Below are 25409 nucleotides of genomic sequence, written 5' to 3' on the forward strand. Positions count from 1 at the left end.
AAAATTGTTATCCTTGTAAACATCCCCAATGTAACTGTCAAGTACTAAGCCAAAGGTTGCTGTTCATCTTTAATAATCCACCAGATACAGTTGCTGATATTGCTTGTAAGACCCAAATCAATTACCAGACTTTAGTATCTCATTGGAAATGAAAAGCAATACCACTCTTACAAAATGTTGCAATTTAACTTGGATATCAATCTAATTAACAATCATGAGTAGTACAGAAATGGTTTGTTTAAAAATTCCACTTGGAGAACAAGCCCATGCGATCGTCCGCCAGTTTGCTCTTGAACAAACTACACCTCAAAAAGGTAAACAAATCTATTTAAATACACTAGCAGTTTATGCTGTTTACAGTTACTTGAAATGGTTGCATATTGATACAGCTTTAGAGAAAGGTGATAGTTGGCATCCTCTGAAACGAGCTTTATTTGATGTTGCCGATTTAATTATTCCTAACATTGGTAGGTTAGAGTGTCGTCCAGTTCAACCTGGAGAAACGGCAATTTACTTACCCCCCGAAGTAATGAAAAATCGGATTGGTTATGTGGCTGTCCAATTTAGCGAACGCCTTCAGGAAGTGCAGTTGTTGGGATTTGTGAGAACAACTACTATTTCTACTACTTCAGAGCAAATATCACTAGCAAGCCTTAAACCCCTTAATTCCCTTTTTGACTGTATTCCTAACACTGTCGCTCACCCTGCATTTAGGGCAAGCCAGATACAGGTGAACTTAAGTCAATGGTTCGAGAATCTGTTTGAAAATAGTTGGAAGGCTTTAGAAGAAATTTTCGGCAATATAAATGAGAAAAAATTTGCTCTCAGAAATGTTTCATCGTTCGGTGAAAATAGCGTAGCGAGAGCAAAAATCATAGATTTAGGACTACAACTGGGAAATCAATCAATAGTGCTGCTTGTAGCGCTTGCACTATTCTCTCAACAGAAAGTAGAAATACTAGTACAAATACATCCTTTCTCTAAAAAGCTCTATTTGCCATCTAACCTGAGAATTAATTTATTCTCAGATACAGGAAAAATTATTCAAGAGGTAGTATCACAAAGTAATGATAACTTTATTCAATTAAAACGGTTTCGAGGAGATATTGGAGAAAGCTTTCATATCCAATTGTCTCATGGTAATTTCACAATCAAGGAAACTTTTGTCATCTAATACTTTTTTGTAGAAGTGTAATGAGTAAGTTAGTTGTCTTGAATTTAGGTAAGGGCGACCTCCATAAAGGCTTTCCTGATGTCACGGTTCAACTTGGGTTAATAAATGACCCACGTGCGATGGAATTTCGCGGGAGTTTACCACCAGCGCCAGAAATTTCTCAACTTTATCGAAATTGGCAAATTCTATACTCAGCTCTCTACCGTCACTATAGTTGGTGGATACGTCTGGAAATCGAAGATAATGATATAACAAATTTTTCGGAATTGGAATTTAACGATTTATGTCAGCAATTATCATCTAGAATCAATATTTGGCTCAATTGTGAGCAGTTTCGTAAAATAGACCAAAAATTACGTACGCAATTAAATCCAAATGAAGAAATTTGCTTTATAATTGCAACTCCTGATAACTTACTACGACGACTTCCTTGGCATTTGTGGAGCTTTTTTGAAGATTATCCGAATGCTGAAGTCGCACTTAGTCTCTTAGAACCACAAAGACCCAATAAAATATATACTCAAGAAAAAAAAATCAAGATTTTAGCGATTTTTGGCAATAATCAAGGAATTGATATTAGTAAAGATAAGTATTTATTAGAGAAATTATCAAACCAAGCTCAAATAAATTTCTTAATTGAGCCACAACGAAAAGAGTTAAGTAACGAACTTTGGGAGAAAGGTTGGAATATTCTATTTTTTGCTGGACATAGTTCTAGTCAAGAAAGAGGAGTTCTGCAAATTAATCAAACAACAACAATTACTCTAGATAAATTAAAACATGGACTTAAGAAAGCAATTGAAAGCGGATTGCACTTAGCAATTTTCAATTCCTGTGATGGCTTAGGTTTAGCAGAAGCGTTAGAGGATTTACACATTCCCCAAGTCATTGTCATGCGCGAACCAGTCCCGGACTTGGTAGCACAGGAATTTTTAAAACATTTTTTAGGTGAATTTTCTAGCGGACAATCACTATACTCTGCACTACGCGAGGCGCGAAAAAGGCTGGAAGGAATAGAAGATAAATATCCTTGTGCAACTTGGTTGCCAGTAATTTGCCAAAATCCCTTGTCAGCACCAATGATTTGGCAGTCGCACCGAAAAATGATCGCGACTAAGAGTGTTTTAGTAATATTCCTGGCAAGCTTGTTGATAACAAGTTTAGTCATGGGAGTGCGGTATGGGGGTTATCTGCAAACATCGGAACTACAGGCTTTTGACCATTTTATGCAGTTGCGATCGCATCTTGTCACTGAAAAACCTGACGAGCGAATTTTAATTATCACTATTGATGAAGCAGATATTCAATACCAACTCAATAAAGGAATGCAAATGCGATGGTCATTATCTGACCAAGCCCTTGCTCTATTATTAGATAAATTAAATAAATACCAACCACGAACCATCGGGTTAGATATTTATCGTGATGGGATTGTAGATCCAAAATACCCAAAATTAGCTACTCGTTTTCAAAAGGATAGTCGTCTATTTTTTGTGTGCAAAGTTGCCACTACCGATGATGATGGCGATAGTGATGGAATTCCGCCACCTTCTGGAGTTTCAAGGGAACGCTTAAGTTTTAGTGATTTTGTTGCAGATGAAGATGATATTGCTCGTCGCCAGCTTTTAAATTTGACTCCTCCCCCAACATCTCTCTGTTTTACAAAAGACGCTTTTAATCTCAAACTAGCACTTCATTATTTAGATAAAGAAGGCAAAACATTAAGTGTTACAAAATCAGGTTATTTACAAATTGGTGATATTGTGCTTGAGCAATTAAACGAACACACTAGCGGTTATCAAAAAGTGGATGCGTCTGGTTATCAAATATTGTTGAATTATCGTTCTCTTGACTCTGTGGAAAAAATTGCCAAGCAAGTTAGTTTAAGAGATGTGTTAGATGAAAACATATCATTAGAAACAGTTCAATCACTCAAAGACCGCATTGTTCTGATTGGTCTTTCTGCTCCAACCAATACGAATGATTATTGGAAGACACCCTTCAGTTCTAATGCCAAACCGAAGCAAAAGCAAACACCGGGGGTATTCGTACAGGCGCAGATGCTAAGTCAAATCCTCAGCGCAGTTTTAGACCGCAGACCTTTGTTGTGGTGGTGGTCTGGATGGATGGAAGCACTTTGGGTATGGGGATGGTCATTAGTAGGAGGTATTACAGCATGGTATTTTTCAAAACCGCTATACTTGGGACTAGCGGTGATAGTCACACTTTTAACAATATTTGGGTTATGTTTTGGCGTTTTTACACTAGCTGGATGGGTGCCACTTATCCCCTCAATATTAGCTTTTTTAGCTACCCAAGTAATGGTAATCTCATGGTTGAGACGTTCCAATCATCGTAAGAGAAAACAATTAAATTTTGATCGTGATTAAAAAAAAATTACTTTATCAACCAATTCAACACGCTTGCGTAATTCCTTTGGTGTTTATTGGTTTGATGAATTACTCCCAATCAGTGCAGGCACAACTGACAAATTCGATTCAAAATACTGTTAAAAATTCGCCCTCCCAATCCTTTCAGCAACCGAAATTGCCCGGAAACGGCGCACCCACAGGTCGGCGCAGAGGAGGAGCTGGACGGAGTCCTGATTGTCCTAGCAATCTCACACAGCTGACTGCTCTAGTACCTGGTGATGGAAGTGAATCAGTCTTGGCATCAACAGTTGCAGAAAATCCAACTTTTTGGTTTTATATTCCCCAATTACCACAAACCACACGTTCTGGAGAATTCGTGCTACAGGTGCTAGATGGGAAAGATGTAAAAAATGTCTATCGAACACCTCTTAGTCTGTCTGGAAAACCGGGGATCGTCAGCATTACTTTGCCAGCACAACCGCAATATTTTTTAAAAGTAGATAAAAAATATCATTGGTACTTTCAAATTTATTGCGGCGATGTAGAAAAAACATCTGACAATTTTTATGTAGATGGGTTTGTGCAAAAGCAAGTGCTGACAGAGGCTCTTAATAGTCAGTTAAAGTCGGCAAAACCAAAAGAGTACATTGTCTATAGTGCCAATAATATTTGGTACGATGCCCTGACTAATTTAGGTCAACAACGCCGCACCAATCCGCAGAATGCAACTATTAATCAAGATTGGGTTGACTTATTAAATGCAGTTGGCTTGCAAGACATCGCTAAAGAGCCAATTGTACAGGATTACAACTTAGAAAAATAAGACTAGTCACATGGTGAAGTTACTAATTAGGGGGGTGCTATGTCAGGGATTCAAAATTGGCGGTGTTGGTGTAGTCGTTTGGTAGTGGCAAGTATGTTAATTGCTTCTTTGCAAGAGCATACTTTTGCCCAAATTACCCCAGATAACACCTTACCCAATAACTCCAGCGTCGCCAGGGATGGAAACACCTTTAATATCACTGGGGGAACGCAAGCAGGAAGTAATTTGTTTCACAGCTTTAGAGAGTTTTCTGTTCTCAATGGTGGCACTGCTTCTTTTAATAATGCTGTAGATATTCAAAATATTATCAGTCGGGTAACAGGTAAGTCACTCTCTAATATTGATGGGTTAATCCATGTTAATGGTGTAACCAACCTGTTTCTGATTAATCCTAATGGCATTGTTTTTGGGCCCAATGCTTCTTTACAAATCGGTGGTTCTTTTATAGCAAGTACAGCGAGTAGTCTGAATTTTGCTGATGGTATCAAGTTTAGTGCCACAAATAGTCAAACTTCACCCCTACTGTCAGTAAGTGTCCCTATTGGTTTGCAATTTGGAGCAACTGCGGCTCCCATACGCAATCAATCTCAAGCAGAAAATCCAGATGTCAAAAATATCTTCAACCAACCTGTTGGTCTACAGGTGAAGCCAGGTAAAACCTTGGCATTAGTGGGCGGGGATATCACGCTGGAGGGCGGAAATTTAACAGCACCTTCAGGACGAATAGAGCTAGGAAGTGTTGCTGACAATAGTCTGGTCAGTTTGAAGCTAAAGGATCAAAGTTGGATATTGGGATATGAAGGTGTCCAGAAATTCCAGAACATTCGATTGATGCTGCGAAATTCTCAGATTCCATCTCAGGTAGATGCTAGCGGTGAGAGTGGTGGTAGTATCCAGCTATGGGGAAAATCCGTGGAACTAGTTGGTTCTCTTGTGCGCTTGATAAGTCAGACTACAGGTAACACAAAAGGTGAAGACTTAAACATTACCGCTAGCAAGTTTATTGTTTCGGATGGCGCACAAGTGCTGACTCTTACTAGGGGCACGGGTAAAGCGGGAAATTTAAACGTAAACGCCTCCGAGTCTGTGGACTTGATTGGTAGTTTCATTACCCCACTGACTCCTCGTCCTCAAGCTAGTTCATTGGCAAGTGCAACTTTTAGCGAAGGAAATGTAGGTGACCTTACGATCACAACTAAAAGGTTACGTATTCAAGACGGCGCAAATATATCATTAAATGCAACTGGAATACTGATAGGAAGTAATTTATTAATACCAGCTACAGGACGAGCAGGTAATTTGAACGTGAACGCCCTTGAGTCCGTAGAGATTGGTGGAACCTCAGCAAATAGTGATTTGCTTAGTAGTGGCTTGTTTTCTGACACTCTTGGTTTTACAGATGCTGGAAAAATTACAATTGCTACAGGACAATTGATTGTCAGAGACAAAGCCACAATAAGTACAAGCACTCATGTTTCAAAGATACCTATCCTGGGGGATGCAAAGAACGTAGAGACAGCAGGTGAATTAAATGTCATGGCTGGCTCTATCCTTCTGGACAACCAAGGAAAACTCTTATCTGAAACTGACACAGGTCAAGGCGGAAATATTAACCTACGAGTGGGAAACTTATTACTGCTACGCCGCAACAGTCAAATTTCCGCCAATGCGGGCAAGGCACAGGCTATTGGCGATGGCGGTAATATCAACATCACTGCTCTCACTGGCTTTATTGTCGCCACACAAGAAAACAACGATATTACCGCCAATGCTTCCACTAGTTCTGGTGGCAGAGTCCAAATCATTACTAAAGGTATCTTTGGCATTCAGTTTCGGGATGTACCTTCCCCAAACACAAGCGACATCACCGCCACGGGCGCAACTCGCAAGTTGAATGGGAATGTGCAAATCATTACACTTGATGATGACCTCACTAGGGGTTTAATCAAACTCCCAATTAATCTCGTTGATGTCTCGCAGCAAATTTCCACCGCCTGCACTCCTGGAAGTCGGCAATTTCAGAGTTCCTTTGTGTCAACAGGACGCGGTGGTTTGCCACCCAATCCCCAAGACATTCTCACTCCTGATGCGCCTCAAATCGATTGGGTGTCTGTAAAACCCACTCACAACAATCGTTTCATACCACCTGTTACCAGTAAACCAACTACCTCCACTCCCAAACGCATTATTGAAGCCACAGGTGCAACGCTAAACGCCAAAGGACAAATAGTCTTAAGTGCTAATTCATCTGCCGCACCCTACACTTTCAGACACAACCCTATTCAGTGTCATGGTCGCTAAAGTTACTCATATTTTGATAGTGTCCTGCTTACTGATGTTGTTCAACAGCCTGATAACTACACCCAGCAGGGCACAGACACTCAATCGCGTACAACCACCCCAAAACAATTCTCCCTCGCTTCCCCAACTTCCGCCACCGCAGGATGTCCAACCACCTTCACCCAAAATACCAACACTACCAACACCACCCCAACTTCCACCTCCATCCGAATTACTTCAACCTAGACAACCACTATTTAAACCAGATGAACCATTCCTGGAGAGATCGCAAATCTTCACTGTTAAACAGTTTGAAGTCATTGGCAGTATAGTATTCAGTCGAGAAAAGTTGACTGAGGTACTTGCTTCCTTTACAAACAAGCCGATAACATTTACACAATTGTTAGAAGCTCGTTCCAAAATTACCGAACTTTATATTCAAGAGGGATACGTTACGTCTGGGGCTTACATTCCTGAACAAACTTTTGATAACAACGGTGTTGTTCAAATCCAAGTAATAGAAGGGAAATTAGAAGATATCCAAATAACTGGGACTAAGCGACTCAACCCAAATTATATTCGCAGCCGTATAGCCTTGGGCGCATCCACTCCTTTGAATCAAAAACGCCTATTAGAGTCACTACAATTATTGCAACTCAATCCTTTAATTCAAAACCTCTCTGCTGAACTGTCTGCTGGCTCACGTACTGGTGCTAATTTACTGGCTATTAAGATAACAGAGGCTAATTCATTCAATATACAAGCAGTCCTGGATAATGGTCGTTCACCTAGTGTTGGTAGTTTCCGACGCCAACTGCAAGCAAACGAAGCTAACTTACTCGGATTTGGAGATAGTATATCGTTAACATATAGCAATACCGACGGCAGTAACACTATAGATACCAGCTACAGCTTACCTCTCAATCCCCGCAATGGTAGTCTTACTTTCAGCTATGGTACTACATCAGCCGATGTCATTGAACGTCCCTTCAATAAATTAGATATTGAATCAGCTTCCCAATATTACGAACTTACATTCCGCCAGCCTCTAGTGCAAACTCCTAACCAAGAATTCGCTCTTGGGATAACCGCTTTTCGCAGAGAAAGTGATATTTCCTCCTCTTTACTAGAAGAGAATGAGGTTCCTCTTTCTGAACTTTCACCAGGGGCTGATAAAGAAGGACGCACCAGAGTATCAGCGTTGCGTTTTTTTCAGGAATGGACGAGTCGCAATAACCAAGAAGTCATTGCCGCTCGCTCTGAATTTAGTCTGGGAATTGGTGCATTCAATGCCACAATTAATGATACCGAACCTGACAGCCGCTTTTTCGCTTGGCGAGGACAGGCACAGTGGGTACGCTTCTTAGCTCCTGATACCCTACTATTAATCCGTGGTAATGTGCAATTAGCTTCTACAGAGCTTTTAGCTTCAGAACAATTTGGTTTGGGTGGTATAAATAGTGTACGAGGATATCGTCAAGATTTACTGTTGACAGATAATGGCGCTCTTGCTTCTGTTGAGTTCCGGCTACCAATTGCCCGTGTACCACAATGGAATGGAGTTCTACAAGTTACGACCTTTGGTGATGTTGGCACAGCTTGGAATAGTTCTTCCAGTAGAGATGAAAATAATACTAACACTCTAGCTTCTGTTGGTTTGGGTTTACGTTGGTTACAGGGTAATAACTTTACTGCTGGTGTTGAGTGGGGTATCCCTTTAGTTTCTGTTGATACTCAAAGAAATACATGGCAAGAAAACGGTTTATACTTTTTTGTACAATATAATCCGTTTTAATTTCACACAAAATTGCAGAGCTACAGAGAGTTATATCAGGTTTGTATTTTCACTAATTAGAAGGATTAAATACTATTTAATCAAGTAAGTTTAAAAATTATATGAAATTTTTTCAGCATTTCTTTCTAGCATTATTGACTACATTACTCTGTACGTTTTTGCCGTATTTTTTTGATTCATCTAATTATTTAACGGTAAGGTTTGCAAAAACTAAAATTGGATTTGATTCTGTTTTAGCAACTACACCTGCTGTTAACCCAACCCAAACTTCTAGCTTAGTACAGCAAAGTCAAGCATTTTATGAAGCAGGACAGTTTGTAGAAGGGGTACAACTTCTCAAAAAAGCAGTAGCTGAATTTCAAGCTACTAATGATGTATTGAATGAAGCTATAGCTTTAAGCAATCTTTCTTTAGCCTACCAGCAATTAGGACAATGGCAAGAGGCAAATGAAGCTATTACACAAAGTATTAAACTATTACAAACTCTCAAAGATTCAGATTCTTCACAACAGCAAGCGCAAATTTTTGCCCAAGCTTTAGATGTTCGAGGGGGACTGGAGTTAGCACAGGGACAAACTGAAGCAGCCTTAAGTACTTGGCAAGAAGCAGCTAAAATTTATCAACGCTTAGATGATATATCTGCACTGATTCGCGATCGCGTTAATCAAGCCCAAGCAATGCAAGCTTTGGGAAATTATCTCCAAGCAGATAAAACTTTAACCTCAGTCCAAGAAATTCTTAAAAACCAACCAGACTCTCCTATAAAAGCGACAGGATTGTATAACTTAGGGAATGTTAAGCGAAGCTTGGGTTATTTGAAGGATTCGCACACAAATCTCCAAGACAGTTATTCTGTGGCTATACGAGTGAGAGATGCGATCGCCCAAAGTAATGCTTTACTTAGTTTAGGTAATACAGCCCGTGCTCAAATCTACGCTCAACTTAGTTTAGGTAACTCAAGCAGCGCCAAAGATTACACGCAAACAGCAATTCAATACTATCAACAGGCAGCGCAGATTGCATCTGCAAAACCTACTGTACGTCTTTTGGCTCAACTAAATTTATTAAGACTATTGGTAGAGCAAAAGGAATTTAGCCCAGCAAAGGCATTATTACCCCAAATTCAGTCTCAGATAGACAGTTTGCCTTCAAGTCGGACGGCTGTTAATTACCGAATTAACTTTGCCCAAAGTCTGAGCAAAATGACACAGAACTCAGTTGAGCCAAAAGATGTTGCAAAGATGTTAGCGCAAGCTGTCCAAGTAGCTAAGAGTTTAAAAGATGAACGAACTGAGTCTTATGCCCTTGGTACTCTTGGCGGTTTGTACGAACAAAGCGGACAGCTAGCCGATGCTAATAGCCTGACACAGAAAGCCTTGGTGAAAGCCGAATCTGTTGATGCTCAAGACATTGCCTATCAATGGCATTGGCAGATGGGACGGATACTGCAAAAGCAATCCAATATCCCAGCAGCAACAGCTGCTTATAATCAAGCTTATAATGCCCTCAAATCCCTTCGTAATGATTTAGTTGCGATTAATCCTGACGTACAATTTTCTTTCCGCGAAAGCGTAGAACCCGTATATCGACAGTACGTTGATTTACTGCTGCAACTTCCGGAAAATACTCTTCAAAAGCCAGAGAATCTCGTTCAAGCCCGTCAGGTAATTGAATCTCTCCAGTTAGCAGAACTAGATAATTTCTTTCGTTCGCCTTGCTTGTTACCAAGAGTTGACCTCGATCAATTAGTTGAAAAGCAAAAACACACAGTTGTTATCTATCCCATTATTTTAGATAATCGACTGGAAATTATTACTAGGTTGCCAGGGCAAGATGCAATTTCCCGTCAAACAACTAAAGTTCCTAAGAATGACTTAGAAAACGTTGTAGAACAACTACAGAAATATCTACCCATTCCTAGCCGGGAGCCTGATGTTAAGCAGCATTCGCAACAGTTATATGACTGGTTAATTAAACCTATAGAATCAGATTTAGGAAAGGCAGATATCACATCCCTAGTGTTTGTGCTTGATGGTTCTTTGCGAAATATTCCAATGGCGATTCTTTATGATAAAAAACAGCAGAAATATCTGATAGAAAAGTATGCTATTTCTTTAATGCCTGGACTACAACTCCTCGATCCTAAGCCTTTACATAACGTGCGGCTAAACGCTTTAATTGCTGGGGTTGAGCAAGAACGCTTGATTGAAGGTAAATCATTTCCCAAACTCTCAAATGTCACACAGGAATTAAAACTAGTCCAATCTGAAGTGAAATCAAGTAAAGAACTCTTAAATCAAGAATTCACTAAAGCTAATCTAAAAAAGCAAATTCAATCTACTTCCTTTTCAGTAGTGCATCTAGCTACTCATGGTCAATTTAGTTCAGACATTGAACAAACCTATATTCTTGCCTGGGATGGCAAACTCAGGCTTAGAGAGCTAGATAATTTACTTCGAGCTAGGGGTGAAAATCGACGAGGAACAATTGAATTACTCGTCCTTAGTGCCTGTAAAACTGCCACAGGAGACAAACGAGCTGCTTTGGGATTAGCTGGAGTAGCAGTGCGGGCGGGCGCACGCAGTACCATAGCAACTTTGTGGACAGCAGATGATGAATCTACTAGCAACTTTATGGGTAAATTATATCGACAATTGGATGCTGGAGTAACTAAAGCCCAAGCTCTGCAACGCGCCCAACTTGCGATTTTAGCTAAAGAAAAACGTCCATCTTTTTGGGCGCCTTACGTTCTTATAGGCAATTGGTTGTAATTATTTAACCCACATTCTGCTCTACTGGCAATCTTGATGTGACGGCAACCATAAGTTGTCCGCAGTAGAAGCCCAAAAGCAAATCATTACCAGGGCAAACGCATCTTATTTACTAATAAAAACTAAAAAGAATTTCTCAGTTATCTAAATAACTGTAAAATCTCATAAATTGATAAATAAAATAAATGGGATTTTCTCGAAAGTATAAATTATCTTATCTTCAAAGAGATAACTCTTTATTAAGATTAGACAACTCATTAATTGGGTATATAAGAGTAAATTAATTTTGAAACTAGTTAAATCTTTACATAAAATAAAAATATTCAATTCCACTGTTGGACTGCTAGTTTAAGCCAATCTAAAACTCTTGTTAATGTATTGATTTCATCCAACCAAGAAAACATGACTGAAACTGAATTTTAGTAGAAGATGACCAAATCCCTCATAATTACCACACAGTAGTTTGAGGGATTTATGATCTGTTCTTTTCCAAAAGTTAAAAAAAGGGCTATTCTTTCTAGCTAATTGCCTTCTTTTTCTTCAGCCATATTCCCAATAAACCAGCAGTAACTGCTATTCCTCCAATAGTTGATGGCTCAGGCACAGGTTTTACACTCACATTATCCAAGTATAAGAATCCATATTTATCCCAATCCCCAAACTTTAACTCTGTGGATGATGCATCTGCTGTGAAATTGAACTTATATTGCGTGTATGGTTGAAAAGAAATGTCTTTTTGATCAAAAAGCTTATTTCCACCTACAAATGTCTGAAATTGATTATCAAGGTCAGGGGCCTCATCTATAGATGCTAAATAGTAACTAAGTTCGTATTGCTGACCAGGTTGTGTAGAAAGCGTCTGTGATATGTAGCTGAGGTCTATAAATCCACTAAGTGATAAGCCCTGATTACCACTATTATGCTGAGGAAAATTGCTGATTCTTATCCCTGATATATCCATCGGATCGCCAGCCTTAGTCCAGTCTGTAATATTCGGATTTGTAGCGTTGGGATTGTTAGGATCTAAAAGGGGATCGAGTTCAAAGCTTCCGTTTTTAACAAGTTCTGCCGCTTGTACTGCTGCATTAGAAGTATTAGTAATTACAGCAGTGCTAATTAAGGTAGTAGTAAAACTAAAAACAATAATTGAGAGTTTTTTAGTGAAGTTCATAAAAGTTGACTCTAAATAATTCCAAATTACGGCAATTCAAACAAGGTGATAGTTACATTATATGCTGGCTCTAATTGGTGTCAAGAAAAATCAACACTTTATCCAGGTTGATAAAAGTTAGTTATTCACCATAGATCATCTCTCGATAAAACGATGATGGAGTTTTTTAATCAGATAAATTTAAGTGGCATTCTCAAGACTATAGAGCCAGATATCGCTTGGAATTTTAAGAGAGTGAGGCTTAGCTTGCAAGCTGTGGCTTATTCATCCCCATCATCTATCTGATCGCACTGAGAGTTTTGCCCTAGTTGATCTATAGATTTGACACTCACATCATCCAAATATAAAAATGCATACTTGGCTATGGAACCAAACTTGATCTGAGTGGATGTTGCTTTGGCTTTAAAATAAAACGTGTATTGTGTGTAGGGTTGGTAAGAAGTATTTTTTTTCGTACAAACTTTCTTTCCACCTACAAAAACCTTAAATTTATTCTTCAGGTCAGGTGCCTCCTCTGTGGATGCGAAATAGTAAGTAAGTTTGTAGTATTGATTAACGACTGTAGGAACATTCTGTGATATATAGCTCAAGTCTAAAAATCCACCAAGCGATAAACCTTGGTTCCCAGTGTTAGCAAAATTGTTAATCCTAGTACCTGATGTATCCATCGGATCGCCATTTTTAATCCATCCTGTAATATTAGGATTTGTAGCATTGGGATTATTCGGATCTACAAGAGAATCGTTTTCAAATCCCCCGTTGATAATTCGTTCTGATCCATCTGCCTGTGCTGCTGACTTATAAGTATTGGTAATCACAGCAGTATTAAGGAGAGCAGTAGTCAAACTACAAAAAATAATTGAGAGTTTTTTAGTGAACTTCACAAGACATAACTCCAAATAGTTCAAAATTCACGACAGCTAGTACTTGATTGATTTTCTTTGTGGTGATTAAGGCAAGATAAACCCGTAAGTATTTTTGAAGATATTCTGGGCAGTAGCACCACTTAAGTAGGTAGAAAAACTCTGTGCTGTCGATAAAACTGTAGTTCTGGTGAGTATACCCAGTGGATAGACAATCGGATCGCTCTCTGTTGTTAGAGCAGTTTCTACGACTCTTACCTTGTTAGAAGTTGTAGCATCTGTTTTGTAAACGGCACCTGCATCAATAGTTTTACTTACGCCGTTAACTACAAGAGTTTTATTTTCAACAGCAGTTAAGACGTTACGAACATTGCTAGCAAGGTATGTTTTAGGACTAACAGTAGTGAAAATCCCTCGGCTAGTCAGAACTTGTTTGGCATAATTTCCTGCTGGTACAACTGGCGGAGTACCTGTGTAATCACCTATAGCAATACCAGTAATGTTGGCGTTGGTCAAACCATTGAAGCTAGTCAGAGCTGCACTACCAGCACTAACAGGAGCTGTCGTCGGAGCTATCAAAACTAGACGGTTTCTGACAACGTTTTTACGGCTACCTGCTACTATTTTGCTTGGGCTTGAATTCTGCAAGACATCCAGTTGATCGGTGGCAGCAGAAATGAAAATATCTGCTGGAGCTCCTGCTTGTATTTGACTAAGTAAAGTACCAGAAGCACCAAAGGTATAAACAACGTTGACGCTTGGGTTAGCACTTTGGTACTGAGTCTTGATGTCATTCAGCGCGTTTGTTAAGCTGACAGCCGCATAGACGTTAAGTGTAGTTGCAGAGTTGGCTGGCGAAAAATTGACAAACTGAGAGCCTATTACCAGCATCATGCTGGTAACTGCCGTAGCAATCCAAGCGATAAGTCTTCTTCTGTTCATGAAAGTCATAGTTTGGGGAAAATATTACCTAAAAGTCTCATTGTTGACATACCTGACTTACGCACAGGCAACAGAAATACTAACCATAGATAAATGGAAGTTAGAGAAGGTTTTGGCGTAAATCCTACGCGTGATAAATTCTGGAAATAGACGGTCAATCACACTAATGCTTTTAGCAATTGTGATTGGCTGTTTGTTATTTCCAGGTGGAATTACACAAACAGCGAGTGAAATTTATTTGGTGATGAAATAATATCAGTTAAATATACTCTCTACCAACTTATTTGGTGAGCAAATCATGACAAAAAGCTAATGCAAGCATATTTGAGTTCTATAAAAACCTTGTTTTATCTATATAGCATGGATCTTACGATAATCTTGTCAGTTCGCTCCTAAGTATCTAACAATTATATTTATACCAACAAAATACTTTTAATTGTTTAGTTTAACAAACTTTATTGGTATTGTGAGTAATGCGCCGTTAATTTTGGATGCGATCGCCTCTACCACTGTGTAAAAAAAATCGTGAGCGCATCCAGCAATGCTCATAACTCATCCACCTGAACGACGTACATATAATTTTTTATTTGTATAAAAATATATATAAACTTTTATAATATCAATAAAACAAATGATTTGTCATACGCCTAGTGATAGATAGATTTTATTGAACAAATAGTTTAGATTTGTAACAAGTTACACAGAACTAGGTAAAGCACATGGCCAACATAATTGACACTGCCACTAACAATGGCTCTTTCACGACACTAGTTGCAGCAATCCAAGCGGCTGGTTTGGTAGATACACTTAAAGGTGCTGGGCCATTTACCGTTTTTGCACCCACCGATGAAGCATTTAATAAGCTTCCAGCAGGTACAGTAGATGCATTACTTCAAGATATTCCAAAGCTCAAGAAAATCTTGACCTATCATGTGGTGTCAGGTAAAGTACTAGCTGCTGATGTAGCTAAATTGAAGACAGCTACAACAGTTGAAGGTTCAGATGTAAAAATTGACGCTTCTAATGGCGTTAAGATCAACGATGCAACAGTTGCAACAGCAGATGTTGCTGCTGATAACGGTGTCATCCACGTCATTGACACAGTTTTGATTCCTGCATAACCGTCAGAATAGCGAATGCTATTTCTGGGGTAACGACTACCTATAGTCGTTTATTCATTACGGTCTGGTTGAATGTTTTTTAGTAAACATCAACTACCAACAAATCCATCTAGATAGGATCTAGATGGATTTATTGTTTTATGCGTGTATAAATGTTGTAATTGCTAGTCTCTCAATTAGAATGTAATCAAATTTTTAGTTTTGCCAAACCTAAATAACGGATACCTTCGGGAGAAATGTCAAAACGGCAAGGTAAGACTTCTAAACCGAGAGCGATCGCATCCCGCAATAATTTACCATATATAGGATCTGTGCGATCGCCAGGGGAAAATTCTGTACAATCACCCCGATTGATAAAATAAAGCATCACCGCACGAGTTAAAGGTAACAACGCCATCAGTTCTCGCAAGTGCTTTTGCCCTCTAGTAGTCTCCGTGTCAGGAAATAGGGCTAATCTCCCCTCAGACAAGGTTGTATTTTTCACTTCTAAATAAATCGGGCGTTTCTCATCACTCCCCGTCAAAAAAAAATCCACTCGACTTTTTTTATCTAGCCCATAAACCACCTCGCCCTTGATTTGGCTATAGTCGCCCAATTCCGGGAAAAGGTATTTCGCCAAAGCTAGCTTTACCACCCGATTGGGCAAAAAAGTATTTATGCCTACCCAAGTCGGCTCATTATCATGTACCTGAATTAGTTCTAGAGTGTAAGCCAATTTGCGGTTAAGATTATCGCTTTTGGAAAGCTGTACCGCACTTTGGGGTGTCGATACTCCAGTCATTGGCCCTGTATTGGGACAGTGTGCTGTCACTATTTCGCCAGAAGTAAGTTGAACGTCAGCAAAAAACCGCTTGTAACGCTTGAGTAAAATACCGGGATACAAAGGCGGGTAACGGTAAAGCCAATCTATCATTATGGAACCTTGTTGCTGCTTGTAAATATACGTTGATTCTTTGCCCACCGAACCCATATCTGCAAATCTTTTCAGCAGCTACTCTGCCCTGTGACAGAATTTGAGCAACTTCATATATCATGGCTTGTCAATTTTTGTAGTTAAATTGACAACATAGTAATAAAAAGTAGCATATACTAAGCGTTATAAGCCTCCCATAAAAATCTGGGAGAATTTCAACGTGCAAGGAGGTAAATCCGATGCAAAAAGTGTGGACAGCAACGGAATTAGAATATGCTTTTCTATTTACTCTCAGAAAGGTAAATTCGATCAGTCTAGAAGGTTTTAAGCCATTTTTTAGTAGTATGCCTCTTGACCCTTATATCAAAGGCAATTATCGTTCTAGAAGATTATCTCGATTCACAGTCTCTGGAAATCAGTTAATCAAATTACCTCATGGCGTCTTTTTTCAAAGTAAAGAGTATAATCGATTAGCGGGTGACATAAAAAGAGAGTTTGCAGAATTAAATGATGCACTCATAGAACTTGATATTTTCAAAAATCTCGTTTTGGCATTTAGTGATTCTTGTAAACTTCATCCTGAAGCTGAAATCGGAGTTCATCAAATTAGAATTAGTTGTTCTCCAGAGAATTTTGGTAATCCAGCACCTGAAGGTATCCATCAAGATGGCACTGATTTCATTGGCATATTCTCAGTAGATAGAGAGAATATTCAAGGTGGAGAAACACATCTGTATACTGCCAAAAAAGAAAAGCCTGTATTTAGTAAAATTCTAAATCCGGGAGAACTCCTATTGGTTAATGACCATGAGTTTTTCCACTACGCCAATCCTATAAAACCACAAACTGAGGCTCAAGGAAATTGGGATGTTTTTGTTCTGACTTCTCCCAGCTTGCTTTCAGAATAATGTTAGTGTAAAATTTCAGCACCCAGAAAGCAGAGTCCAGAATAAATCGAGTATTACTTAGTATATTGATTACAGGAATTTACTGCTGACTTTTGAAATACTCTGACTTTTAAATTCTGAATTGTAGTTAACCATAAATATTTTACAATCTACGAGAGACGGGGAATTGAATGTAGTCATTTCCCCAATTTTTTATTGTTAATTGGACAGAATAAATCTGATAATGTGGCTAAAACTTTTATGTCAGTTAATAAAGCTATAATTTTTTCTATAGTTAGATCAACTAGAATCGTAACTGTATAAAATACATAGCCACAAACTGCTAAATTTAATAATAAATTTGATTAGTGATATTATCACTACACTGAACTCCAAAATCTGGATGTGTACAATATTCCATTTATCAAAATTTAGGGTAGTGTGTTGGTTTTATTTCACAAAAACTATGAAATATACTTAAAATATGAAGATGAGTGCATAAGTTAGGCTACCAACACAAGCTTGCTGGAATTCAATTAACTGAATCAACCAAACAAATGTCATGAATGACGAATTCTACAATAGAGGATTGGAAAAGGCTAGGCAAAAAGATTACATGGGAGCAATTGAGGAATTTAACCATGCTTTACAACTGACACCTTACTTTAGCGAAGCTTATTTGCAGCGGGGTTTAGCATATTATGACTCAGGGGCAATCCTGAAAGCTGTTTCAGATTATACCGAAGCCCTGAAGCTGAATCCTGAGAGTGTAGAGGCGTATTATTGTCGGGGATTGGCTAGAGTAGCGCTGAAAAATTTACCGGGGGCGCTAGAAGATGTTGAACGTGCAATTCGTCTCAATCTCAATTATGCTGCTGCTTATAATCTGCGGGGAATGGTGCGGCGCAAACAGGGTTATATTCAAGATGCGATCGCCAACTTTAAAAAAGCTGCTGGGTTATATCTAGAGCAACAAGACAAAGAGAATTGTCGTCTTTGTCTAGAACGAATTAAACAGCTACAACCTAAAGAATTACCTGTCCTTGAGGAATCGCGTTCCACTAATGCGCCAATTTTATCCACCAATAATTATTTCACACAATTATTAGAAAAGGCTGAAAAGGGAGATACCCAAGAGGCACTCACCGATTTAAACTGGGTATTAAAAGCCGATCCGCAAGATGCTCAAGCTTACTGCTGTCGTGGGGTTGTGCGTTGTAAAATGGGGAATTATCGAGAAGCGATCGCAGATTTTAATCAAGCATTGCGGCTAAATTTTCAAGATGCCATTGTCTATCGCAACCGAGGTAGAGCACGTTCTGTCTTAGGAGATCATCAAGGTGCGATCGCGGATCTTAATCAAGCAGTCCAGATGCAACCCGAAGATGTCTTAGTTTATATTGCCAGAGGTAATGTCTATCGGGCAACGGGCAATTATCTTGGTGCAATTCAAGATTACACGCAAGCATTGCAAATTAATTCTGATGATGCTCAAGCTTACTACAATCGCGGCATTGCCTATACTTGCTTAGAAGAAATACAAAACGCCGTGGAAGATTATCAACGGGCGGCGAGTATCTTTTGCGAACAAGAAGACTGGGAAAATTATCAACAAGTCTTAAGCAGCCTAGAAAAAATTCAGAAATTTAGTCCAGAGTCAAAAAAGCAAAAATATCACCTGCTACGTCAGCGACTTTTACGAATGGTTGGGGGATACTGGGAAATTGCCGAACGATTGATTCAGCAAAACCAGGATTACCATCCTGGGATGTCAGACGAGTGGTATTTGCAAAAAGTGATTGATGATTTAGAACGCGATCGCAATAGATAAAATATAAATACTACTACAAATATAAAATCACCCGTATAAATGTACGGGTGAAAATGCGAGCGATCGCTTGTTATTTTTGAATGAAACTAAACGCTCCCTATATTAAGCATCGTTTCCAAGTTTAGTTAGAAGTGCGACTTTGACGGCGGCGGCGCAATCCAAACATACCAACTGCTCCCACCGCAAACATTGATAGAGTAACAGATGGTTCAGGAACGGTAGCACCAATTAAAGCTTTAACATTTGCCTCACCGACATCAAGAACGACGACAACATCATTAAAGTCGCGATCGGAACCTTCGTTCCACTTACCAGTTGCAGAATCTACCCCTGAAGCGTGTAAACCTCCGTATAAATCCTCGAATGCCAGGAGGATGTAGTTGTTGTAAGCATAAGCAACTGCGTGCTGTAGTCCGTCAGCGTTAGAGGCAGTATCAGTACCAAAGATATTGGCAGAGTTGCCACGGCTTAAACCATCAGCTCTCAACCAGAAGTCAAGTTGAGTACCTGCGGTAACATTACCAACTTTCACCCCATCACCTAGTTTTAGTGCGTTACCGCCCCAGCCGCCAACACATCCAGTCCCTTCACAAGAAATATCATTAAAAAGCAGCCCAGACTTATTAGTAGTTCCTGTAGCTTCAAAGGCTAACTGGTTTCTATAACCTGCACCCTCATTAATAAAGTAAACAGAAACATCGTGGTTATATTTTAGATTTAATTTACTGGGGTCTAATTTAAATTGTCCGCTGTTTGGAAGAGCAGCGCTTTCTGCTTGGACAAATTGTTGAAAAGGAGCGTCATTAAAACCAGTTTTAGACTTACTATATACAGTTGGTTGAGTCCAAGAGCTATTCCAATTAAAATCAGCAGCAGATGCAGTTTCTACTTTGGAAACTAATCCGGTCAAGGTAGCTGTAGCGGCAATCAAAGCTGTGAATAAATTAGGTTTCATGTTATGAGTCATTAAGTAGGAAAACAATTTAGATAATGCTTGTTTAGCAGCTATCTATCTTCAGTTGTCTCTCACTTCTAACAGCTACACTTCTGCAAAGTCAATCTGTTGATTTACTTTTATTAGTAGATTTAAATAGCTCTTTATTTAAAGTGTTTTTACTGAAAAAAGACTATTTATGATTGGATATCCCACTGTTGTTAGTACTTAGTAATTAAACTGATATATGATAAAGATTTGATAAAAAATTTATATCTTTTATGAAAATTCAGATGTGCAATTTCTATAGTTAAATGCTAAAAGCTTAATCTATAATAAATTTTATTTAAATGAGGTAGATAAGTAGTAGTACGCTGTCATGCTTATCAACTTAGGCTTGGCGAAGGTTATTTGCTGCTATACAAATAGAGTTGATCTCCGTACTTACGTTGGAAAACGTAGTAATCTATCAAATCAATCAAACCTGGGTAAATAAGTTTAGTCTTTGTTTTAAGCACTCAAGTGGTTACTATGTACTACGCTTTCGTTGACTTGATTAACTAGTAGTAGTCTGTCAAAATCCACTTCGGTATCGTCATAATCTGGAAGTTATGCTAGGGATGGGACACAATTTAAGGGGGTTATACCTTAAAATGACAGTCTTTGCCTAGACTTGATGAATATCTTTTAAGGTTAAAATAATCAAGCTTTTCCAGAGCTACATTCCCCCTTTCACAGATAAAATCTATATATGAACGCTACACAAGAAAAACTAAAAACTCTTTTAGAGCAGGCTTTAATCGCGGCTTTTGGCGCTGACTTCGCTGGAGTAGATCCAATTTTGGTTCCTGCTAGCAATCCTAAATTTGGCGATTATCAAGCGAATGTGGCTTTATCCCTGAGTAAAAAGTTAGGATTGCAACCAAGAGCGATCGCAGGTGCGATCGTTGAGAAACTAGATGTATCCGAAATCTGTGAACCGCCGGAAATCGCTGGGCCAGGATTTATCAATCTCAAACTGAAAACAGCATACTTAGAAGCACAACTAAATGCGATTCAAGCCGATCCCAGACTGGGAGTTCCAGCCGCGAAAACGCCGAAGCGGGAAATTGTGGATTTTTCCAGTCCGAATATTGCTAAAGAAATGCACGTTGGACACTTGCGTTCGACGATTATTGGTGATTCCATCGCCCGGATTTTAGAATTTCAAAAACATGATGTACTGCGATTAAATCATGTCGGCGATTGGGGTACGCAGTTTGGAATGTTAATCGCCTACCTGCGGGAAGTTTACCCAGACGCGCTTACCACCGCTAATGCTTTAGATATTGGTGATTTAGTCTCTTTTTATCGCAAAGCCAAATTGCGGTTTGATACAGATGAAGCTTTTCAAGAGACAGCACGCCAAGAAGTCGTCAGATTACAAGCAGGTGCAGAAGATACACTCCATGCTTGGAAACTATTGTGCGAACAGTCGCGGCGGGAGTTTCAAATAATTTATGAGTTGCTGGATATCAAGTTAATTGAACGCGGCGAATCTTTCTACAATCCCTTATTACCAAGAGTTGTGGAAGATTTAGAAAAATCTGGGTTACTGGTAGAAAATCAAGGAGCAAAATGTGTTTTTCTGGAAGGGTTTACAAATAGAGAAGGTGAACCCTTACCTTTAATTGTGCAGAAATCAGATGGTGGTTATAACTACGCCACAACAGATTTAGCATCTCTCCGTTACCGGATTCAGCAGGATGAAGCAAAGCGGATAATTTATGTAACAGACGCTGGACAAGGAAACCATTTTGCCCAATTTTTCCAGGTAGCACGCAAAGCCGGATGGGTTCCCGATGATGTGGAATTAGTACATGTGCCCTTTGGGTTGGTGCTTGGGGAAGATGGTAGAAGATACAGAACTCGTTCTGGGGATAGTGTGCGGTTGCGGGATTTGTTAGATGAAGCGATCGCTTGTGCCCATGCAGACCTAACAGCTAGATTACAAAAAGAAGAACGTATTGAAACTGAAGAATTTATTAATGAAGTTGCTAGGGTAGTTGGAATCAGTGCAGTGAAGTATGCAGACTTGAGCCAAAATCGCACCAGTAACTACATCTTCAGCTACGACAAAATGCTCGATCTTAAAGGAAATACTGCGCCCTATATGCTGTATGTTTATGCGCGGATTCATGGAATTAGCCGCAAGGGTGATATTAACTTTAAAGAGTTGGGAAATAATGCCGTTTTTTTGCAGCAGGAAACAGAATTAGCGTTGGCAAAATATTTACTTCAACTGGATGAAGTTATTAGTAGTGTAGAGCAAGACTTGCTGCCCAATCGTTTATGTGAGTATTTGTTTGAACTGAGTCAGAAGTTTAACCAATTCTATGATCGCTGTTCCATACTACAAGCAAAGGAACCGCAGCGCACATCCCGTTTAGTTTTATGTGATTTGACTGCTAGAACTCTGAAGTTGGGATTATCTTTGTTGGGAATTCAGGTATTGGAGAGGATGTAATATTTTTTTTAACGCAAAGTTATGCTGAGGTAGCGCAAAGGTACGCAGAGTAAGAGTTAAGTTAAAGCTGATTTTTTCTTTGTGTCCTTTGCGGTTTGTTAATTAGAATTGCTTGACTTGGAGGCGATCGCAAATGGTACGCACACCATCAAAAAACATAACTTTGGCAGAGTTTCTGAAGCTACCAGAAACGAAGCCCGCTAGTGAATACATCAATGGTGAAATTATTCAAAAACCAATGGCACAGGGTGAACATAGCACTATTCAAGGCGAACTGATCATTTTTATTAATGCTATATTGAAACCCCAAAGAGTTGCACGAGCATATCCAGAACTGCGGTGTACTTTTGGAGGCAGATCAATTATCCCGGATGTAGCAGTATTTACTTGGGAGAGAATACCTCGCAAAGAAAATGGCAGGGTCGCAAATTTATTTTCAGCAGCTCCCGATTGGACTATTGAGATTCTATCGCCTGACCAAAGACAAACGAAAGTTACAAAAAATATTCTGCATTGCCTGAATTTTGAAACACAAATGGGTTGGCTGATCGATCCAGAAGAACAAACGGTATTTGTGTACATTTGCAATCAACAGCCACTCATGTTGGATGAACTAGAAGCTTTACTCCCTGTGCCAGATTTTGCAAGTGAGTTGAGGCTGAAGGTGGGAGATTTATTTGGTTGGCTGTTAGAGTAAACCCAATCATGTCAAACTCTGACGAACTAAGTAAGAAAGTACATCAATTACAACAGGTTTTATGGGTAGGAATCGGTTGTAAACGGGGAACATCATGGCAGCTGATTGATTGGGCAATTGAGAAAATCTTTCGAGAAAATCAACTTTTTCCAAGTGCGATCGCAGGTATTGCTACCATTGACACTAAAGCCTCGGAGGTAGGCTTAGTCAAACTTTGTCGCCTCCGCAATTTGCCCCTAAAAACCTTTTCTGCCCAAATCCTTAGTTCTGTCTGTGTCCCCAACCCTGCCACAATTACCGACGATAAAGTAGGTACACCTAGCGTAGCGGAGGCAGCTGCTATGCTTGCAGCCTCTCAACTTACATCATTGACTGTTTTCCCCTTTACAAACATAGAGGAATTGCGGGTGAAATTCTTAGTTCCTAAACAAATTTTCCAAATACAAGGGCAATCAGGAGCGGTAACTCTTGCTGTTGCCCAAGCTTTAAATATTAGTATTACAAAAGTTCTTTAATTTTCCTAGTCAACAACTCTCAAAAAATAGTTAATGATGCTAGAAACAAGTGCTAGGACGATTGAACCTAACAAAGCAGGTAAAAAGCCCTGAATCTCAAAACCAGAACCAGGAGTTAAGACACTTGCCAGCCAAAGGGCTAAGGCGTTAATCACCAATGTAAATAAACCAAAGGTGAGTAAGGTAATTGGAAATGTCAAAATCTGCAAAATTGGTCTAATAAATGCATTAACCAGACCAATAACAAGGGCAGCAATTAAGGCAGTCAGAAAATTCTTAATAAAGAATCCCGGAACGATATTAGCAGTAAGAAATAACGCCACCGCAGTACCGAGCCAAGTTAATAAAAAGTGTTGCATAAGTTTTTTTAGAGGATTTAGCAGTCAGTTTAATTAATTTCACTATTGCCAGTTGTGATCTATAACACGATTAGGTATTGTTGTACTTGACTCTTAAAGTTGCCATCATCTTTCGTCAGCCTAAAAGCAATGTAATTTTTCAGTGCTCCTAAGAAAGATACTTCTAATCGGTATATCTTTATCGTATTGCAGGATGTACCAGATTAAATTCATCAAAAATAGTGTTGAGCGCAAAACCTCTACAAAGGTTTCTCTAAGTCGACAAACCTCAGTGATTAGGGATTTCCAAGAAATAAAGTATCTAGTTTTGTTCGGTTGACAACATTCGACTGAGCGCTCACGCCGAAATGTTGTCTGCACCTCTGGTTACGGACGGGTGAGACGCTACATGATGTACCAAGTTTGAAGAGTAGGGAACGGTTAACGCCGCAAAAGAACCTCCCAGGTAGAGCCACCAACTACGCCGTCAGGTTCTAAACCATAGCGCTTTTGTGCAGCTTTCACCGCTGCTTCGGTTGTCTCGCCAAAGTCTCCATCGGCATCACCTTTCAAGAAACCAAGCTTTTTCAGTTGTTGTTGCAACTTAACGACTTCAGAACCACGTAATCCTATACGCAAAATTGGCAAACCTTCTGAGGTGTATTGAATACCAGGAGTTCGTTTAGTAGTTGTGTTTGACTGATCTCGAGTAGTTGATATAGTACGCTTCGGCGTTTTCTTTGTGCTAGAAGTTGTAGTTTTTCTGGGAGTAGCAGGTCTTGGTTCAGGGTTGCTTGTAACTTGGGTTACAGGTTTTTTTGGGGTAGTAGGTTTTGGTTCTGCTCTAGTCGGAACTTGGGTTACAGCTTGTCTGGGAGGGTTGGGGTTGGGATTTGCAACGTTGGTGAGGTTACTAGCCTGAGTTGGAACAGGAAAATTTGTAGCTGAGTTAAATCTTGGCTGGGATGAAGGGGCGGTTGATGCTGCTATTGGTTGATTAGGAAAAAGTCGTTGCCAAGTGCTGGCATCAACAACGCCATCTGGATTCAAGCCAGCTGCTTGTTTAAATCGGGAAACAGCACTAGCTGTATTTTCACTATAAATGCCATCTACTGCACCAGAATAAAAACCCAAAAGTTTCAGAGCTGCCTGAAGTTCAGATACGCGTTCGCCTTGGCTGCCAACTTTCAGGCTAGGGCGGTTGATGCTATTTCCAGGATTTACTTGGGCAATTTTTTGTGGGGCTGCTATTGATACTAGAGTCGTTGAGGTAATAAGCAGAGGCGTAGCGGAAAACAAGAGTATTTCAATGGCTGATAAAGATTTAGACCTCTTTGGCCGCCAACCCTTTTGCCGTTTTTCCATTTTACAGCGATTTACAGTTGGGTCTAGTAATTTTAAATAACTCAAAATACTTGCTGTCAGGCTGCTTTGCATGGAATTCACTCCCAGAATATTCTCATGCTAATGGTACAG

General features: G+C 39.5%; 19 protein-coding genes. 12 read left to right on the forward strand and 7 right to left on the reverse strand.

Annotation, left to right across the window (positions count from 1 at the left end):
• Positions 1 to 214 precede the first annotated feature (214 nt).
• The 6 genes from ACFE93_RS10945 (at position 215) to ACFE93_RS10970 (ending at position 11215) form a co-directional block, all read left to right on the forward strand.
• Entirely contained in the window at positions 215 to 1174 is a 960-nt protein-coding gene (locus ACFE93_RS10945; protein ID WP_375473314.1) for a DUF1822 family protein, read from the forward strand.
• Positions 1175 to 1194: 20 nt separating this feature from the next.
• Complete coding sequence (locus ACFE93_RS10950) at positions 1195 to 3564, forward strand: CHASE2 domain-containing protein (protein ID WP_375473315.1); 2370 nt, start codon at positions 1195 to 1197, stop codon at positions 3562 to 3564.
• A complete protein-coding gene (locus ACFE93_RS10955) occupies positions 3557 to 4369 on the forward strand; it encodes a DUF928 domain-containing protein (protein ID WP_375473316.1) in 813 nt (270 codons plus the stop codon). Before ACFE93_RS10950 ends, ACFE93_RS10955 begins: the two co-directional genes overlap by 8 nt.
• Before the next feature lie 39 nt (positions 4370 to 4408).
• On the forward strand, positions 4409 to 6670 hold the full coding sequence (locus ACFE93_RS10960) for a filamentous hemagglutinin N-terminal domain-containing protein (RefSeq protein ID WP_375473317.1): 2262 nt from the start codon (positions 4409 to 4411) through the stop codon (positions 6668 to 6670).
• Positions 6660 to 8444, forward strand: a complete 1785-nt coding sequence (locus ACFE93_RS10965) for a ShlB/FhaC/HecB family hemolysin secretion/activation protein (protein ID WP_375473318.1) — start codon at positions 6660 to 6662, stop codon at positions 8442 to 8444. The genes ACFE93_RS10960 and ACFE93_RS10965 overlap by 11 nt, the downstream gene beginning before the upstream one ends.
• Before the next feature lie 101 nt (positions 8445 to 8545).
• On the forward strand, positions 8546 to 11215 hold the full coding sequence (locus ACFE93_RS10970) for a CHAT domain-containing protein (protein ID WP_375473319.1): 2670 nt from the start codon (positions 8546 to 8548) through the stop codon (positions 11213 to 11215).
• 517 nt (positions 11216 to 11732) lie between these two features.
• On the opposite strand, the gene ACFE93_RS10975 is transcribed toward ACFE93_RS10970, so the two are convergent.
• The 3 genes from ACFE93_RS10975 to modA all read right to left on the reverse strand — a co-directional run bounded on the left by ACFE93_RS10975 (position 11733) and on the right by modA (position 14200).
• The gene (locus ACFE93_RS10975; protein ID WP_375473320.1) at positions 11733 to 12386 is read right to left on the reverse strand and encodes a DUF642 domain-containing protein; all 654 of its coding nucleotides are present in this window, start codon (positions 12384 to 12386) and stop codon (positions 11733 to 11735) included.
• 260 nt (positions 12387 to 12646) lie between these two features.
• On the reverse strand, positions 12647 to 13231 hold the full coding sequence (locus ACFE93_RS10980; RefSeq protein WP_375473321.1) for a DUF642 domain-containing protein: 585 nt from the start codon (positions 13229 to 13231) through the stop codon (positions 12647 to 12649).
• Between the two features lie 105 nt (positions 13232 to 13336).
• Entirely contained in the window at positions 13337 to 14200 is an 864-nt protein-coding gene (modA, locus tag ACFE93_RS10985) for a molybdate ABC transporter substrate-binding protein (protein WP_375473322.1), read from the reverse strand.
• Positions 14201 to 14910: 710 nt separating this feature from the next.
• On the opposite strand from modA, the gene ACFE93_RS10990 reads away from it, so the two are divergent.
• Positions 14911 to 15312 carry a fasciclin domain-containing protein gene (locus ACFE93_RS10990; protein ID WP_375473323.1) on the forward strand — a complete coding sequence of 134 codons (402 nt, stop codon included), beginning with the start codon at positions 14911 to 14913 and terminating at the stop codon, positions 15310 to 15312.
• A gap of 187 nt (positions 15313 to 15499) precedes the next feature.
• Here the strand turns inward: ACFE93_RS10990 and sfsA are convergent, their stop codons facing one another.
• A complete protein-coding gene (gene sfsA, locus ACFE93_RS10995) occupies positions 15500 to 16225 on the reverse strand; it encodes a DNA/RNA nuclease SfsA (RefSeq protein WP_375473344.1) in 726 nt (241 codons plus the stop codon).
• A 239-nt stretch (positions 16226 to 16464) separates the two neighbouring features.
• Between sfsA and ACFE93_RS11000 the strand changes: the two genes are divergently transcribed.
• Positions 16465 to 17133: a 2OG-Fe dioxygenase family protein gene (locus ACFE93_RS11000; RefSeq protein WP_375473324.1), complete on the forward strand. Its 669-nt coding sequence runs from the start codon at positions 16465 to 16467 to the stop codon at positions 17131 to 17133.
• Positions 17134 to 17674: 541 nt separating this feature from the next.
• Positions 17675 to 18943 carry a tetratricopeptide repeat protein gene (locus tag ACFE93_RS11005; protein WP_375473325.1) on the forward strand — a complete coding sequence of 423 codons (1269 nt, stop codon included), beginning with the start codon at positions 17675 to 17677 and terminating at the stop codon, positions 18941 to 18943.
• A 121-nt stretch (positions 18944 to 19064) separates the two neighbouring features.
• Here the strand turns inward: ACFE93_RS11005 and ACFE93_RS11010 are convergent, their stop codons facing one another.
• Complete coding sequence (locus ACFE93_RS11010) at positions 19065 to 19898, reverse strand: DUF4114 domain-containing protein (RefSeq protein ID WP_375473326.1); 834 nt, start codon at positions 19896 to 19898, stop codon at positions 19065 to 19067.
• Positions 19899 to 20628: 730 nt separating this feature from the next.
• Between ACFE93_RS11010 and argS the strand changes: the two genes are divergently transcribed.
• The 3 genes from argS (at position 20629) to ACFE93_RS11025 (ending at position 23595) form a co-directional block, all read left to right on the forward strand.
• Positions 20629 to 22383: an arginine--tRNA ligase gene (argS, locus tag ACFE93_RS11015; protein ID WP_375473327.1), complete on the forward strand. Its 1755-nt coding sequence runs from the start codon at positions 20629 to 20631 to the stop codon at positions 22381 to 22383.
• A gap of 133 nt (positions 22384 to 22516) precedes the next feature.
• Positions 22517 to 23080, forward strand: coding sequence for a Uma2 family endonuclease (locus ACFE93_RS11020; RefSeq protein ID WP_375473328.1), 564 nt, complete (start codon positions 22517 to 22519; stop codon positions 23078 to 23080).
• An 8-nt stretch (positions 23081 to 23088) separates the two neighbouring features.
• Positions 23089 to 23595 (forward strand): cobalamin biosynthesis protein, encoded by a 507-nt coding sequence (locus tag ACFE93_RS11025; RefSeq protein WP_375473329.1) that lies wholly within the window; start codon positions 23089 to 23091, stop codon positions 23593 to 23595.
• 5 nt (positions 23596 to 23600) lie between these two features.
• On the opposite strand, the gene ACFE93_RS11030 is transcribed toward ACFE93_RS11025, so the two are convergent.
• Positions 23601 to 23954 carry a phage holin family protein gene (locus ACFE93_RS11030; RefSeq protein ID WP_375473330.1) on the reverse strand — a complete coding sequence of 118 codons (354 nt, stop codon included), beginning with the start codon at positions 23952 to 23954 and terminating at the stop codon, positions 23601 to 23603.
• A gap of 420 nt (positions 23955 to 24374) precedes the next feature.
• Positions 24375 to 25370 carry a peptidoglycan-binding protein gene (locus tag ACFE93_RS11035; RefSeq protein WP_375473331.1) on the reverse strand — a complete coding sequence of 332 codons (996 nt, stop codon included), beginning with the start codon at positions 25368 to 25370 and terminating at the stop codon, positions 24375 to 24377.
• Between the last annotated feature and the right edge of the window lie 39 nt (positions 25371 to 25409).

The sequence above is a fragment of the uncultured Nostoc sp. genome (assembly GCF_964247315.1).
Taxonomy (GTDB): Bacteria; Cyanobacteriota; Cyanobacteriia; order Cyanobacteriales; family Nostocaceae; genus Nostoc.

Coding starts and splice junctions, on each gene's coding strand:
- ACFE93_RS10945 (WP_375473314.1), top strand. CDS start 215: ATGAGTAGTACAGAAATGGTTTGTTTAAAAATTCCACTTGGAGAACAA.
- ACFE93_RS10950 (WP_375473315.1), top strand. CDS start 1,195: ATGAGTAAGTTAGTTGTCTTGAATTTAGGTAAGGGCGACCTCCATAAA.
- ACFE93_RS10960 (WP_375473317.1), top strand. CDS start 4,409: ATGTCAGGGATTCAAAATTGGCGGTGTTGGTGTAGTCGTTTGGTAGTG.
- ACFE93_RS10965 (WP_375473318.1), top strand. CDS start 6,660: ATGGTCGCTAAAGTTACTCATATTTTGATAGTGTCCTGCTTACTGATG.
- ACFE93_RS10970 (WP_375473319.1), top strand. CDS start 8,546: ATGAAATTTTTTCAGCATTTCTTTCTAGCATTATTGACTACATTACTC.
- ACFE93_RS10975 (WP_375473320.1), bottom strand. CDS start 12,386: ATGAACTTCACTAAAAAACTCTCAATTATTGTTTTTAGTTTTACTACT.
- modA (WP_375473322.1), bottom strand. CDS start 14,200: ATGACTTTCATGAACAGAAGAAGACTTATCGCTTGGATTGCTACGGCA.
- ACFE93_RS10990 (WP_375473323.1), top strand. CDS start 14,911: ATGGCCAACATAATTGACACTGCCACTAACAATGGCTCTTTCACGACA.
- sfsA (WP_375473344.1), bottom strand. CDS start 16,225: ATGATAGATTGGCTTTACCGTTACCCGCCTTTGTATCCCGGTATTTTA.
- ACFE93_RS11000 (WP_375473324.1), top strand. CDS start 16,465: ATGCAAAAAGTGTGGACAGCAACGGAATTAGAATATGCTTTTCTATTT.
- ACFE93_RS11005 (WP_375473325.1), top strand. CDS start 17,675: ATGAATGACGAATTCTACAATAGAGGATTGGAAAAGGCTAGGCAAAAA.
- ACFE93_RS11010 (WP_375473326.1), bottom strand. CDS start 19,898: ATGAAACCTAATTTATTCACAGCTTTGATTGCCGCTACAGCTACCTTG.
- argS (WP_375473327.1), top strand. CDS start 20,629: ATGAACGCTACACAAGAAAAACTAAAAACTCTTTTAGAGCAGGCTTTA.
- ACFE93_RS11020 (WP_375473328.1), top strand. CDS start 22,517: ATGGTACGCACACCATCAAAAAACATAACTTTGGCAGAGTTTCTGAAG.
- ACFE93_RS11025 (WP_375473329.1), top strand. CDS start 23,089: ATGTCAAACTCTGACGAACTAAGTAAGAAAGTACATCAATTACAACAG.
- ACFE93_RS11030 (WP_375473330.1), bottom strand. CDS start 23,954: ATGCAACACTTTTTATTAACTTGGCTCGGTACTGCGGTGGCGTTATTT.
- ACFE93_RS11035 (WP_375473331.1), bottom strand. CDS start 25,370: ATGCAAAGCAGCCTGACAGCAAGTATTTTGAGTTATTTAAAATTACTA.